At 71.5% G+C, this 13,405-nt stretch carries 13 protein-coding genes; 7 read left to right on the forward strand and 6 right to left on the reverse strand.

Annotation, left to right across the window (positions count from 1 at the left end):
• The 3 genes from AMYTH_RS0117280 to AMYTH_RS0117290 form a co-directional block, all read right to left on the reverse strand.
• Entirely contained in the window at nt 1-507 is a 507-nt protein-coding gene (locus tag AMYTH_RS0117280; RefSeq protein WP_027931390.1) for an adenylyl-sulfate kinase, read from the reverse strand.
• On the reverse strand, nt 504-2,873 hold the full coding sequence (locus AMYTH_RS45135) for a PEP-utilizing enzyme (RefSeq protein ID WP_051362720.1): 2,370 nt from the start codon (nt 2,871-2,873) through the stop codon (nt 504-506). Before AMYTH_RS45135 ends, AMYTH_RS0117280 begins: the two co-directional genes overlap by 4 nt.
• Before the next feature lie 617 nt (nt 2,874-3,490).
• Entirely contained in the window at nt 3,491-4,846 is a 1,356-nt protein-coding gene (locus AMYTH_RS0117290; RefSeq protein ID WP_027931391.1) for an MFS transporter, read from the reverse strand.
• A gap of 161 nt (nt 4,847-5,007) precedes the next feature.
• Here AMYTH_RS0117290 and AMYTH_RS0117295 point away from each other — a divergent pair, with 161 nt between their 5' ends.
• Complete coding sequence (locus tag AMYTH_RS0117295) at nt 5,008-5,685, forward strand: HAD family hydrolase (RefSeq protein WP_027931392.1); 678 nt, start codon at nt 5,008-5,010, stop codon at nt 5,683-5,685.
• A 129-nt stretch (nt 5,686-5,814) separates the two neighbouring features.
• A complete protein-coding gene (locus AMYTH_RS50900) occupies nt 5,815-5,937 on the forward strand; it encodes a hypothetical protein (RefSeq protein ID WP_267283894.1) in 123 nt (40 codons plus the stop codon).
• A gap of 144 nt (nt 5,938-6,081) precedes the next feature.
• On the opposite strand, the gene AMYTH_RS0117305 is transcribed toward AMYTH_RS50900, so the two are convergent.
• Entirely contained in the window at nt 6,082-6,909 is an 828-nt protein-coding gene (locus tag AMYTH_RS0117305) for an endonuclease/exonuclease/phosphatase family protein (protein ID WP_027931393.1), read from the reverse strand.
• 64 nt (nt 6,910-6,973) lie between these two features.
• Between AMYTH_RS0117305 and AMYTH_RS0117310 the strand changes: the two genes are divergently transcribed.
• Complete coding sequence (locus tag AMYTH_RS0117310; RefSeq protein ID WP_027931394.1) at nt 6,974-7,420, forward strand: sigma factor-like helix-turn-helix DNA-binding protein; 447 nt, start codon at nt 6,974-6,976, stop codon at nt 7,418-7,420.
• Between the two features lie 69 nt (nt 7,421-7,489).
• Here AMYTH_RS0117310 and AMYTH_RS48895 read toward each other — a convergent pair whose 3' ends face one another.
• Entirely contained in the window at nt 7,490-7,651 is a 162-nt protein-coding gene (locus tag AMYTH_RS48895; protein WP_020418839.1) for a hypothetical protein, read from the reverse strand.
• 838 nt (nt 7,652-8,489) lie between these two features.
• Entirely contained in the window at nt 8,490-9,119 is a 630-nt protein-coding gene (locus tag AMYTH_RS0117320) for a DUF305 domain-containing protein (RefSeq protein WP_027931395.1), read from the reverse strand.
• 127 nt (nt 9,120-9,246) lie between these two features.
• Between AMYTH_RS0117320 and AMYTH_RS0117325 the strand changes: the two genes are divergently transcribed.
• The 4 genes from AMYTH_RS0117325 to AMYTH_RS0117340 all read left to right on the forward strand — a co-directional run bounded on the left by AMYTH_RS0117325 (nt 9,247) and on the right by AMYTH_RS0117340 (nt 13,393).
• Nucleotides 9,247-10,674, forward strand: coding sequence for an LVIVD repeat-containing protein (locus tag AMYTH_RS0117325; protein WP_027931396.1), 1,428 nt, complete (start codon nt 9,247-9,249; stop codon nt 10,672-10,674).
• Between the two features lie 102 nt (nt 10,675-10,776).
• Nucleotides 10,777-11,724, forward strand: coding sequence for a MetQ/NlpA family ABC transporter substrate-binding protein (locus tag AMYTH_RS0117330; RefSeq protein WP_027931397.1), 948 nt, complete (start codon nt 10,777-10,779; stop codon nt 11,722-11,724).
• Nucleotides 11,721-12,734 carry a methionine ABC transporter ATP-binding protein gene (locus AMYTH_RS0117335; protein WP_027931398.1) on the forward strand — a complete coding sequence of 338 codons (1,014 nt, stop codon included), beginning with the start codon at nt 11,721-11,723 and terminating at the stop codon, nt 12,732-12,734. The genes AMYTH_RS0117330 and AMYTH_RS0117335 overlap by 4 nt, the downstream gene beginning before the upstream one ends.
• Nucleotides 12,731-13,393, forward strand: a complete 663-nt coding sequence (locus tag AMYTH_RS0117340) for a methionine ABC transporter permease (protein WP_017981423.1) — start codon at nt 12,731-12,733, stop codon at nt 13,391-13,393. Before AMYTH_RS0117335 ends, AMYTH_RS0117340 begins: the two co-directional genes overlap by 4 nt.
• Nucleotides 13,394-13,405: the final 12 nt, after the last annotated feature.

Consider the following 13,405-nt stretch of genomic DNA (forward strand, 5'->3'; position numbering starts at 1 on the left):
TCACCACAACCCGGTCCGGGCGCAGTAGGTGAAGATCCGGTCGGCTGCGGCGCGCGGCGAGGTGGCGCCGTAGTTGGTGATCCGCAGGTCGGGCGCCACCGGGAGCTCGGCGGCCTGCCCCGCGCCGACCACCTCCGCGCCGCCGGCGTAGATCCCCTTCGGATCGCGGCGGCGCAGCTCCTCCAGCGGCACGTCGAGGAACACCTCCGCGTACCGGCTCAGGTGGCGGCGGTTCCACTGGTGCACCTCGTGCCGCAGCGAGATGGTCGCGCACACCACGATGTGCCCCTGTTCGGCGAGCAACCGGCACAGCCGCCCGTAGGTCAGCGCCAGCTGCCTGCGCGCCTCCGCGCCGAAGGACCGGGCATCGAGCGCCGCGCGGACGGCGTCGCCGTCGAGCAGCACCGGCTGCACCCCCGCGCGCCGGAGCCGCTCGACGAGCTGCACCGCCACCGCCGACTTGCCCGCGCCGGACAGGCCGGTGATCCACACGACCCCGCCCGTCACGACGCCCGCGCTTCCGGCTCGGGCCGGCCCGCGACGGGGACCGGGCGCACCAGTTTCGCGGCCGCGTCCACTTCCAACGCCCCGGCGCGCAACCAGTTGCGGAACTGCGTCTCGCCGACGCCGATCGCGGCCGGGATGCCGAGTTCCAGCGCGCGGATCGCCATGTGCGAGTTGGCCCCGCCGAACGCCGTGACCAGGCCGGCGATGCCCTTGGTGAAGATCCAGTCGTAGCCGGGGTCGGCCGCCGTGATCATCGCGATCGCCCCGGCGGGATCGTCCCCGGCGCTCACGTCGGCGACCCGCGCCGCGACCCGGGACTGGGTCACGAAGTTCGCCTCACCCGGCAGCGCGACGAACGACGCCAGCTCGGCCGCGCCGGTGATCACCGCCGGCGCGCACAGCGATTCGGTCAGGGCGTGCCGGGAGCTGCCGCGCTCGATGGCCTCGTGCAGGACGGCCGAGTCGGTGCGCACCGAGCCGGTGAGCTGGGACAGGGCGTCGACGGTGGCGTAGGACAGGTCGTCGGCGGTGAACCCGAGCCGCTCGCCAGCGCGGCGCGCCTCGACCAGGATTTCGCTGAGCACACGGGAGAACTGGAGTTTGCCGTACTCGCGGGCGGACACCGCGGAGGTGACGAAGCGGAACAGGTCGCGCTCGGTGCCGGGCATGCGGTGGGCGGCCAGCAGTTCGCGCACGTCCCGCGCCTGCGCCGGGGTCGGGTGGAACACCGGCGGGTGCGGCGGGGTGTCGCGGATCGACCAGTCGAAGTAGCGGTCGGGCTCTTCGTCGTAGCGGGCGGAGAGGATGTCGTAGGTGCCGGGGCGGAGGTGGCCGTAGCGGTCGAGGAAGGTGCGGCGGTCGACGGTGCAGAAGTCGCGCTGCATCTCGGTGCTGACCGTGGTGGCGCTGCCGAGCAGGGCGTCGGCGTCGGCCGGGGACAGCGTGCCGGTGGCGACCAGGCTGCGCACCAGCGCCGTGGCGGCGAAGGCCGCGCGGGCGACGCCGGCGAAGGGCAGGGTGCCCTGGGTGCGGCAGAGGCGGACGAGCTCGCCGATGCGGTCCGGCGACCAGCGGGGCCGGCGGCGCACCTGCCACCGGGACAGCTGGTCCAGTTCCGCCAGGTCGCGCGTGAACGGGCCGGACGGGCTCATCATGCGCACGGTCAGCACACGCAGGGCCCGCACCAGCGCGGCGGCCTCGGCGTGGTCGAGCACGTTCGCCTCGCACAGCCGGGCCGCGTCGCCGGGGGTGCCGAAGTGGAACGACGACAGGGCGATCCCGAACTCGACCTTGTCGTGCAGCCCGGGATTCGCCCGCAGCCGCGTCAGGTAGTGGCGGACCAGCCGGGCGGCGGTGCGGTCGTCGAGTGCGGCGGGCACCAGCGAGCTGAAGCTGGCGCGGGTGTCGATGTAGGCGAGCCCGCCGAGGTCGACGAGCAGCGGGGTGCCGCGCAGGTCGCGGTAGCCGTAGCGGAACCGGGACTCGGCCCAGATGCGGTCGGTGATGAGGCGGCGGTAGAGCGACAGCGCGAGCGGGCGGGGCCGGACGCCGATCATCTCGGCGGGGTTCCAGTCGGGCATGACGCCGAGGACGGTGTCGCGGCTCAGCGCGGGCGGTCCGGCGCTCTGCAGGGTCGCGACCTGGGCCTGGCAGGCTGCGACGGCGGCCCGGTGCCGCCGCCGGGACAGCGGGAGGCGGGCGGTCGCCAGTGGCCGGACCTGGAACAACACGAGCCGCCCGTCCCCGGCGACGCCGAACTCGAACTCGAACGGCTCGTCCCCGCTGAGTTGTTCGAGCTCGGCGATCAACGCGGGCAGCCCGACGAGCAGCGGCGTCGGGGGCAGCGGGTCGGGGCCGGGCAGGAAGTACCAGGTCCGCACCCCTGCTCGCCCGGAGGTGACCTCGGCGGTGTCGGCGCTCTCGGTCCAGTTCACGACGCGGTAGGGCGCGCCACCACTGGGTTCGCACGAGGAGACGACGCCGCTGGCCACCGGGTCGCGCAGCTGCGGCTGGACCAGCACCTGGTTGTCCGGATGGTCGTCGAAGGACCGGACCACGATGTCGATTGCCCGCCTCAGCTCCTGCCAGCCGTGCACATCGGACAGTGACAGGTAGCGCCCCGCGTTGGAGAACCCGGCCTGGTCCTCGTCCCGGCTGCTGCTGCGCACGATCAACGGCGCACTCGACCAGCTGTGCCCGCGCACCCGGTCCAGCACGCCGAGCGGATCACCCCGCCACCGGTCGACGGTGAAGGACTCCATCGGCAGCACAACGGCCGACCGGACCAACGGCGCGAGCCTGGCGAGCGTTTCGGCCTTGGTGCCGAACTCGAAGGACTCCGTCGCCGGGGAAACAGGCGCGTGCATGGGGCCGCTCCCTCACGGTTCGATGACAACGCCGCGACACCGAACACGCCGCGACGTATCCGCCAAGGTAACGCCGGAAGAAGCCAAACCATCGGGGGCGATCTTTGCCAGGGAGCGCAAAGCAGGTGCACTTGATCTTTGAACCCAAGGTAGCTGGGTGGTCATCCCGTCGCCTGACACGTGACGATCACCTTGAGCCAGGGCCGCAACCCGCGCTGGGTCCGGCGGCCGAGAACACAAAGCTTGCGGCCCTGGCTCAAGGTGATATGCACAAACCGGAAGGCGACGGGATGACCACCCGGCGACCACCTCGCCAAGGTGAGCCGAGGCACCCAACCCCTGGTCATCCCGGAGCCTGCCCGTCCGGCGAGGACTTCTTTTGATCTTTAAACCCGCGCTGACGCGCGGAAAGCGCCTCACGGCGCCGGACGGTCACCTTCCGACCACCCCCGCCCCCGATGCCTGATTGTGTTTCAGTCGCCGAGCAGCCGTGTCAAGGCGGGAAAGCGTGCCTTGACACGGCTGGTCGGCGACTAAAGATCGGCTGTGGATCGGGGGCGGGGGAGGTCTGGTTGGGGTAGTCGGTCTTCTTGCGTTGCCAGCTTGCGGTTGCTGGGTCAGGAGGGTGCTAGTGCCTCTTCCTCTTCGGTGACCGGTGTCCGGCCGGGGATGCGGGTCGGGTGGTTGATGGGTACTCCGGCGGTCTCCGGCATCAGCATGATGGGCACGATGGCGATCGCGGCGGCGGCCATCAGGTAGAACGCCGGGATGGCCGTGTTGCCGGTGCCGTCGATCAGTGCGGTGATCACCAGCGGCGCCGTGCTGCCGAACGCCGCGGTGGACGTCGAATAGCCGATTGCGAAGCCGCTGTACCGGTTGCGGGTGGGGAACATCGCGGGCAGCGCCGAGCCGATCGTGCCGAGCATCAGCACCAGCAGCACCGACAGCATCGCCATGCCCACCACCGCGCCGAACACCGACCGGGTCTCCAGCAGGGTGATCGCAGGCCAGCTCCCCACCAGGAAACCGATCGCGGCCGTCAGCAGCAGCGGTTTGCGGCCCACCCGGTCCGACAGCGCACCCACCGCGTTGACGACGAGCAGCATCCCGATCATGAGCCCGAGCGGGATCAGCAGTGACGCAGTGTCACCGAGTTCGAGCACCTCCGTGAGGTACGTCGGCATGTAGGCGATCAACGTGTACATCGCCACGTTGAGCAGGATGACGAACCCGATCAGGTTCAGCAGCTGCGGCCACATCTTCGTGAACGTCTCCCGCAACGGCACCCGCGACGTGGCGCCCGCCCGTTCCGCCTTCTCGAACGCGGGCGTGTCGGCCAGCTTCGCGCGCAGGTACCAGCCGACCAGTCCGAGCGGACCCGCCACCAGGAACGGGATGCGCCAGCCCCAGCTGTTCAGCGCCGCTTCGGACAGTCCCAACTGGACAGCCGTGGCGAGCAGGGCGCCCACGACGTTGCCGACCAGCGTGCCGAACTCCAGGAACGAACCGTAGAACCCGCGCCGCTTGTCCGGCGCGTACTCGGCGATGAACGTCGCCGCCCCGCCGTACTCGCCGCCGGTGGAGAACCCCTGCGCCAGCCTCGCCAGCAGCAGCAGGATCGGCGCCGCCACCCCGATCGTCTGGTAGTTCGGGATCAACCCGATGACGAACGTCGCGCCCGACATCATGATGATCGTGAACGACAGCACGCGTCGGCGCCCGAACCGGTCGCCCAGCGGGCCCAGGATGATGCCGCCGAACGGCCGCAGCACGAACGGGATCGCGATCCCGGCGAAGACCAGCAGCAGTCGCGCCGTCTCGTCGGCGTCCGGGAAGAAGTTCAGGCCGATGCTGGTCGCGAGGTAGGCGTAGATGCCGTAGTCGAACCATTCCACGGCGTTGCCCATGGCCGCGCCGGCCACGGCACGGCGGACGGTGCGCTCGTCGGGTGGGGCTGCGGAGGTTTCCGTCATGATCACTGTCCGTTTCATTGTGCGGAAGCAGGGATTCAACAGATGAAGGATAGGCGGTCAAACCTCCAGATGGGACCTCTTCCGGATGAACTCTGGAAAACAGTTCGGTTTCGCCCTACACTTCGGAAAGTTGTTCCAACCACGGGAAGGGTCGGGTGCCCATGTCCGCGATCCGCCGTGCCGTGGTCTTCGACTGTGACGGTCTGCTGCTGGACACGGCGGCGGCCTGGTACACCGCGTTCCGGACCGGGGCGCAGGCCCTGGAGCTGGAGCTGAGCGACCGGCAGTTCGCCACCCTGGCCGGGGCGTCGGTGGGGGCGGCGGCCGCGCGGATCGCCCTGTGGGCCGGCCAGTCCGGGGAGACCGGCCGGGTCGCGAAGATGCTGGACGAGGCGCTGCGGACCGCGGTGGAACTTCGGCCGCCCGCCGTGCTGCCGGGGGCACTGGAACTCGTTTCCACGCTGGCCGGGCGCGTTCCGCTGGCGGTGGCGTCGAACGCGCCGGCCGGAGTGCTGTCGGAGGTGCTGAGCGGGGCCGGGCTGCAGCCGGCGTTCCGGGCGGTCGTCAGCGCCGACGAGGTGGCGGCGCCCAAACCGGCGCCGGACGTCTACCGGGCCGCCTGCCGAAGACTCGGGGCCGACCCGCGGGGCTCGGTCGCGCTGGAGGACTCAGCGGCGGGCGCGACGGCGGCGCAGGCGGCCGGACTGTCGGTGGTCGTGGTGACGGACAGCGCATGGCCCGGCCGCACCCCGCTGCGCTGGCCGGTTTCCGGCAGGCCCGCGCTCTACGTGACGGCGCTGAACGACCCCGCCGTCCTGCCGCACCTCCTGCACGCATGAGCAGTCCCTACGACGGCCAGGTCCGGTCCAGCTCCGCGACCACCGGCCGATGGTCGGAAGCCGTCGTCGCCACCGCGCGCGCGGCCCGGATCCCGACGGCCGCGCAGAGCGGCCGGACTGTCAGTGGCCGTGGCGACGGACAACGCATGGCCCGGCCGCACCCCGCTGCGGTGGCCGGTTTCCGGCAGGCCCGCCCTCTACGTGACGGCGCTGAACGACCCCGCCGTCCTGCCGCACCTCCTGCGCGCATGAGCAGTCCCTACGACGGCCGGGCCCGGTCCAGCTCCGCGACCACCGGCCGGTGGTCGGAAGCCGTCGGCGGCGGCGCAAGCGGCCGAGCTGTCGATGGTCGGGGCGACATGTGCCCGCGAGTGAACTCCCCGTGACCGCTGTGCGCTACGACGAGACCGGCCGGGCCCGTTCCAGCTCCGCGACCACCGGCCGGTGGTCGGAGGCCGTCGTCGCCACCGCGCGGGCGGCCCGGATCCCGAAGTGCGGGGACGCTGTCACGAAGTCGATGCGCTTCACCGGTTCCGCGGCCGGGTAGGTCCCGGCACGCGGGTCCGCGTCGCGCAGTTCCGTCCACAGTGGAGCGAGTTCGGGTGCGGCTGGTTCGGCGTTGAAGTCGCCGGTGAGGATCTCCGGGCCGGGCAGCCGGCCGAGGACGGCGAGCATGTCGGCGACCTGCGCCTGCCGCACGGACGGGTCGGCGCGGTAGTCCAGGTGGGTGGTGTAGACGCGGACCGGCCCGCCGTGGGCGGCGACGGTGACCTCCGCGAACCCCGGCGCGGGGGCGGGGGTGGCGTCCGGGGTGAGCGTGGACAACCGGGTGATCTCGAGGTTCCGCGCGGCGACGATCGGATAGCGGCTCAGCACGGCGACGCCGTACTGGCGGCGCGGCGCACCGGGCGCGGGCGGGTCGAGGTCGTAGATCGGCGCGAAGAACACGTGCATCTTCAGGGCGCGCGCGAGTTCGGCAGCCTCGTCGCGGTAGTCGCTGCGCGCGTCCCAGTGGACGTCGACCTCCTGGAGCCCCACGACGTCCGCGTGCAGGTCGCGGATCGCGGCGGCGGTGCGGGCGAGGTCGAAGACGCCGTCCTGCCCGGCGCCCGCGTGGATGTTGTAGCTGGCGACGGTGAGCGGCCGGGGCGCGGCGGCCGCCGGAGCCGCGCCGAGGGCCAGAACCGCCGCGATGACCGCCACTGCGAGCCGCATGATGATCACCTTAGCCGCGGAGGCAACCGGGCGAGCGGTTCGCGCGTGGGAGTTGTCGAGGAGGGGGAGCGCGATGGCGGCGCAGGATGTGATGAGCGCGCGACTGCCCGGCGCGGACCTGGTGGCGGCCGCCGCCGGTGGCGAGACGGGGGCGATCGGGGAGCTGGTCGCCGCGGTGACGCCGGTCGTCGTGCGGTACTGCCGGGCGCGGCTGAGCCGGGGCGCGGACGAGGTGGCGCAGGAGGCGTGCCTGGCGATCCTGCACGCGCTGCCCGGTTGGACGGGCTCGTTCCCCGCGCTCGTGTACGAACTGACGGCGCAGACCGTGGCCGGTGCCCGCTTCCCCGAGGCCGATTCACCGGTGCTGGCGCTGCCCGGCGTGGAGCGGGAGATCGTGCTGCTGCGTGTGGCGGCAGGCCTGACGGCGGACGAGACCGCCGCCGCGCTGGGGCTGTCGGCGAACCAGGTGCGCGTGGTGCAGCACCGGGCGCTCAACCGCCTCCGGGAGACACTCGGGTGATGGCGCCCCAGTTCGAGGCATGCCCAGCTGGCCCCGCGTCAGTTCGAGGCATGCCCGGCTGAACCCGCCTCAGTTCGAGGGCGTGCTCGACCGCATGCCCGCCAGCAGACCGAGGCCCGCCATCACGCCGGCCAAGAAATACCACGCGTCACCGAGGGCAGCGGACGCGATGATCGCCAGGATGAGGACGCCGCCGGCCGCGGCCCACCCCGTAACGTTCGGCTCCGCCATGAACCCCACCATCCTCCTCGACGGCGCGCGCCGCACCACGGAGAGGAGGAATCACCCTCGAAGTGCGACCGGCGGATGACTGGCCCGCACGTCGCACAGCCCCGGAGGGGCCGGCACGATGGCCGCATCAGCCAACCCGCCGCCCGCAACGGTCACCACATTGCTCGCGGGCAGGCAGCACGCCGCCCCCGACAGCCAACACACTGCCCGGAACGGCCAACACTCGGCCGGAATGCTCGCGCCGCCTGTGGCGGCGGGCCTCGGCAACCCCACCAGAGGCGACACGCCCCCCAGCGGACCCGGAACTCCGGCCGACCCGGCGCGCCGGCGGACCCCGCAGCCGCAGCGGCGTGCCCGGGCGGCGATGGCAGGCCCGACCTCTCCGGGCCACCTCCCCGCCGCCGGCGGAGCGGCCGCCGCCGGCGGGCAGCGGCGAGGCCGGCCACGGCCGGCACACCCCAACCGCCCCGCCAGAGGCGACACGACCCCCAGCGGACCCAACGCCCCGACAGACCCCGCGGCCACGGCGGCGTGACCGGCCACAGCCGGCACACCCGACCTCACCCGGCCACCCCGCCAGAGGCGACACGACCCCCAGCGGCCCCAACGCCCCGACGGACCCCGCCGCCCCAGCGGACCCCGCGGACCCGGCGGGCCCGGCGGCCGCAGCGGCGTGCCCGGGCGGCGATGGCAGGCCCGACCTCTCCGGGCCACTTCACCGCCGCCGCCGACGGGCGGCGGCGGGCGGGCGGCGGCGGGCGGGCGGCGGCGGGCGAGCCGAGGCCGGCAGCGGCGAGGGCGGCGAAGCCCGGTCCCCCGCCCCGCTGAGGGAATCGAATCAGCCCGCCATCGAGCGCATTCGCGTCACCTCGTCGCTCTGCGAGGCGATCACGTCGGTCGCCATTTCCTCCACGAACACGTCCGCCCCGGCGCCCAGCACCTCCGTCGCCATGGTGATCGCGCCCTCGTGGTGCGCTGTCATCAGCTGCAGGAACATCCGGTCGAACTCCGGGCCCGTCGCGGCCGCCAGCGCGGCCAGCTGCTCCTCGGTCGCCATCCCCGGCATGGGCCCGTGCTCGGCGTGGGAGCCGTGGTGGCCGGCGTGCTCCCCCGGCACCTCGAGCCCCCGCTGTCGCAGCCACGCCGTCATCGACGTAATCTCCGGCGCCTGCGTCGCGGTGATGCGGGCCGCCAAGCCCTTCACGTCCTCCCGCGCGGCCCGCGCCGGCGCCAGCTCGCCCATCCGGATCGCCTGCTGGTGGTGCATGATCATCCGCTGCGCGTACGACACGTCGGCGTCGTTGTGCCGGTTGGCCGGCACCGCCGAGCTCGCCTCGTCCGCAGGCAGCGTGCGGGCCGGCTCCCCCGGCGCGCCCGGCACCACGACCGGCGGCGCCTCCGGCTCAGCCGAGCACGCCGACGCCAGCACCGCCGCGGCCAGCAGCGTTCCCACGACGAACCCCCGCACCCAGGCCTCCTCGCACTCGTCCGTCCCCGCGACCGTACCCCAGGAAAAAGCCTACTTTCGGCCGTGTCCGCCCAACGACGAATCCGGGCATACTTCGTATTTCTTCCGAACGAAAGGGGTTGGCCACGTGGCTCCGGGGACGCAACGCAGACGCCGGCTCTTCGCGCTCACCGGCGCGATCGCCCTGTCGCTGACCACACTCGGCGCCGCACCGGCGTCGGCCGCGCCCGGCATGCCGGGGGTCGACGAGGTCCGCCAGTCCGGCAACATCCAGCACCTGGCGAACATCCCGAAGCAGGCCCCGTTCGACAACGTGGACGCGCTCGGCACCGACATCGCGTTCACCGCCGACCACGCGATCGTCGGCAACTACAACGGTTTCACGATCTACGACATCAAGCAGCCCAGCAAGCCGAAGATCGTCAGCCAGGTGCTCTGCCCCGGCTCGCAGAACGACGTGTCGGTGTCCGGCGACCTGCTGTTCCTGTCCACCGACTCCTCACGCAGCGACAACTCCTGCGCCAGCACCTCCCAGCCCGCCACGAACCAGAACTCGTGGGAGGGCATCAAGATCTTCGACATCAGCGATCTGACCAGCCCGAAGTACGTGGCCGCGGTCGAGACGAAGTGCGGTTCGCACACCCACACGCTGGTGCCGGGCAAGAACGGCAAGGATGTCTACCTCTACGTCTCCTCCTACAGCCCGCGCCCGGAGTTCCCGGACTGCCAGCCGCCGCACGACCTGATCTCCGTGGTCAAGGTCCCGGTGCGCAACCCGGCCGCCGCGGCCGTCGTCAACGAGCCGGTGGTCTTCGGCCCGGAGGGCGGCAACCCCGGCATCCCCGGCACCTTCCCGAACCACTACGTCACCGCCACCTCCGGCTGCCACGACATCACCGCCTACCCGGACAAGGACCTGGCGGCGGGCGCGTGCATGGGTGACGGCGTGCTGTTCGACATCTCCGACCGGGAGCACCCGCGCATCATCGAGCAGGTCCAGGACGACACCAACTTCGCGTTCTGGCACTCGGCGACGTTCAACAACGACGGCACCAAGGTCGTCTTCACCGACGAGCTGGGCGGCGGCGGCCAGCCGGCGTGCACCGCGGCGATCGGAGCGGTCCGCGGCGCGGACGCGATCTACGACATCACCGGCCGCGGCGACGACCGCAGCCTGCGCTTCGCGAGCTACTTCAAGATCCCGCGCGAGCAGGCGGCCACCGAGAACTGCGTGGCGCACAACGGCTCGCTGATCCCGGTCAAGGGCCGCGACATCATGGTGCAGGCCTGGTACCAGGGCGGGATCTCGGTGTGGGACTTCACCGACTCCGCCCACCCGAAGGAGCTGGCGTACTGGGAGCGCGGACCGCTGTCCACCGAGCAGCTGATCGTCGGCGGGTCGTGGTCGGCCTACTACTACAACGGCCACATCTACTCCTCCGACATCCAGAAGGGGCTGGACGTGTTCGCGCTGCACGACCCGCGCACGGCGAGCGCGAAGTCGGTCCGGATGGACGAGCTGAACGTCCAGACCCAGGGCCGCTACCGCGGGTGATCCACTAGCACAACCGGACGATCGAAGGCAAATCCATCCTGCCGCCGATCACCATGCGGGACAGCTGTCCCCCATCCCGGTGATCGTCGGCAGGATGGCGCCATGTCCGAAAACACCCCTGACGACGCCATCCTCCCCGAGAAGCCGCGCCGGAAGCGCGGCCCGCTGGTCGGCGTCATCCTCGCCGTGGTCGTCGTCCTCGTCGCCGTGGTCCTGATCGTCGTCAACACGACGTCGGACTCCGGCACCTCCGCCGGTCACACCACCGTGAAGATCGGCGTGACCGACGCGAGCTCCGACTACTGGAAGACCTTCCGGCAGATCGCCGCCGACAACGGCATCGACCTGGAGCTGGTCAACTTCTCCGACTACACTCAGGCCAACCCGGCGCTCGCGCAGGGCCAGCTGGACGTGAACCTGTTCCAGCACCTGCTGTTCCTCGCCAACTACAACGTCAGCGCGAACCAGGACCTCACCCCGATCGGCTCGACCTACGTGGTGCCGCTGAGCCTCTACTCGCGCAAGCACGCCACCGTCGCCGACATCCCGCAGGGCGGTCAGATCGCGATCCCGAACGACCCGACCAACCAGGCGCGCGCCCTGCTCGTGCTCCAGTCGGCCGGCCTGATCTCGCTGCGCGGCGGCGGGAACGTGCTGTCCACCCCGGCCGAGATCGACCAGGCCGCGTCGAAGGTGACCGTGACACCGGTGGACGCCTCGCAGACCGTGGCCGCGCTCCCCTCGGTCGACGGCGCGATCGTCAACAACAACTTCGCCCTGGACGCGAACCTCGACCCGTCGAAGGCGCTGTTCAACGACGACCCGGCCAACCCGTCCGCCGAGCCCTACATCAACACCTTCGTCACCCGCGCGCAGGACAAGGACAACCCGACCTACCTCAAGCTCGCCCAGCTCTACCGCGATCCGCGGGTGGCCGGCGAGGTGAAGGCCGAGTCGAAGAACACCGCCGTGCTGGTCGAGCGCCCCAACACCGACCTGCAGGCGATCCTGGACCGACTCGAGCAGACCGTGCGGGCCGCGAAGAAGTGAACGCGCTCATCGAGTTCCAGGGCGTCACCAAGCGGTTCGGTGACGTCACCGCGCTGGCGGATGTCGACCTGACCATCGGCGCGGGCGAGGTCTTCGGCATCATCGGCTACTCCGGCGCGGGCAAGAGCACGCTGGTCCGGCTGATCAACGCACTCGAACCGGTCACCTCCGGGCGGGTCCTCGTCGACGGCGTGGACCTGACCGCGCTGCGCGAGCGGGAGCTGCGTGAAGTGCGGGCCGGGATCGGCATGATCTTCCAGCAGTTCAACCTGTTCCGCTCGCGCACGGTGTTCGGCAACGTGGCCTACCCGCTGAAGATCGCCGGGTGGGACAAGGCGCGCCGGAAGGCGCGGGTGGCCGAGCTGCTGAAGTTCGTCGGCATCACCGACAAGGCGTGGCACTACCCGGACCAGCTTTCCGGCGGGCAGAAGCAGCGCGTGGGAATCGCCCGCGCGCTGGCCACGAACCCGAAGATCCTGCTCGCCGACGAGTCCACCAGCGCGCTCGACCCGGAGACCACCGGCGAGGTGCTGCGGCTGCTCAAGCGGGTCAACACCGAACTGGGCGTGACGATCGTGGTGATCACCCACGAGATGGAGGTGGTGCGTGAGATCGCCGACCGGGTCGCGGTGCTGGACTCCGGCCGGGTGATCGAGCAGGGCAGCGTGTTCGAGGTGTTCTCGTCGCCGAAGACGCGCACGGCGCAGCGGTTCGTCGGGTCGGTCGTGCGGGACACCCCGGACGGCGCGGACCTGGACCGCATCCGGGCACGGCACGGCGGGCGGCTGGTGTCGGCGAAGGTGCACGACGACGGCAGGCTGGGCGCGGTGCTGTCCGACGCGGTCGGCAAGCACAACGTGCGGTTCGAGATCGTCTACGGCGGCATCACGGCGTTGTCCGGCCGGTCGTTCGGCGGTCTGACGCTCGAACTGATCGGCGCCGACGCCGACGTGGACGCGCTGATCGCGGACCTGCGCGCTACCACCGAGATCGAGGAGATCGCGGCATGAGCCTCGACTGGGAGACCCTGGGCCCGGTGTTCTGGGAGGCGATCGCGCAGACGCTGGGCATGGCCGTGGTGACGCTGGTCGTCGGCGGCGTGCTCGGCCTGGTGCTGGGCATCCTGCTCTACACCACGCGCGCGGGCGGGCTGCTGGCGAACCGGTTCGTGTTCACCGTGCTCAACGTGCTGGTCAACATCATCCGGCCGATCCCGTTCATCATCTTCATCACCGCGATCGGGCCGGTGACGATCTTCGTCGTCGGCACCCAGCTGGGCACCGCGGCGGCGACGTTCGCGCTGGTGTTCGCGGCGACGTTCGGGATATCCCGGATCGTCGAGCAGAACCTGGTCACCATCGACCCCGGCGTGATCGAGGCGGCGCGGGCGATGGGCGCGAGCCCGCTGCGGATCATCCTCACGCTGCTGGTGCCGGAGGCGCTCGGGCCGCTGGTGCTGGGCTACACGTTCGTGTTCGTCGCGATCGTCGACATGACGGCGGTGGCGGGCGCGGTCGGCGGCGGCGGGCTCGGCGACTTCGCCATCACCTACGGCTACCACCGGTTCGACTGGGTGGTGACGTGGCTGGCGGTCGTGACGATCATCGTGCTGGTGCAGGGCGCGCAGTTCCTCGGCAACTGGCTGGCGCGCAAAGCTCTGCGGCGTTGACGCGCGGGCCGG

The organism is Amycolatopsis thermoflava N1165 (assembly GCF_000473265.1).
GTDB lineage: Bacteria > Actinomycetota > Actinomycetes > Mycobacteriales > Pseudonocardiaceae > Amycolatopsis_E > Amycolatopsis_E thermoflava.

Coding starts and splice junctions, on each gene's coding strand:
- AMYTH_RS45135 (WP_051362720.1), bottom strand. CDS start 2,873: ATGCACGCGCCTGTTTCCCCGGCGACGGAGTCCTTCGAGTTCGGCACC.
- AMYTH_RS0117290 (WP_027931391.1), bottom strand. CDS start 4,846: ATGACGGAAACCTCCGCAGCCCCACCCGACGAGCGCACCGTCCGCCGT.
- AMYTH_RS0117295 (WP_027931392.1), top strand. CDS start 5,008: ATGTCCGCGATCCGCCGTGCCGTGGTCTTCGACTGTGACGGTCTGCTG.
- AMYTH_RS0117310 (WP_027931394.1), top strand. CDS start 6,974: ATGGCGGCGCAGGATGTGATGAGCGCGCGACTGCCCGGCGCGGACCTG.
- AMYTH_RS48895 (WP_020418839.1), bottom strand. CDS start 7,651: ATGGCGGAGCCGAACGTTACGGGGTGGGCCGCGGCCGGCGGCGTCCTC.
- AMYTH_RS0117330 (WP_027931397.1), top strand. CDS start 10,777: ATGTCCGAAAACACCCCTGACGACGCCATCCTCCCCGAGAAGCCGCGC.
- AMYTH_RS0117340 (WP_017981423.1), top strand. CDS start 12,731: ATGAGCCTCGACTGGGAGACCCTGGGCCCGGTGTTCTGGGAGGCGATC.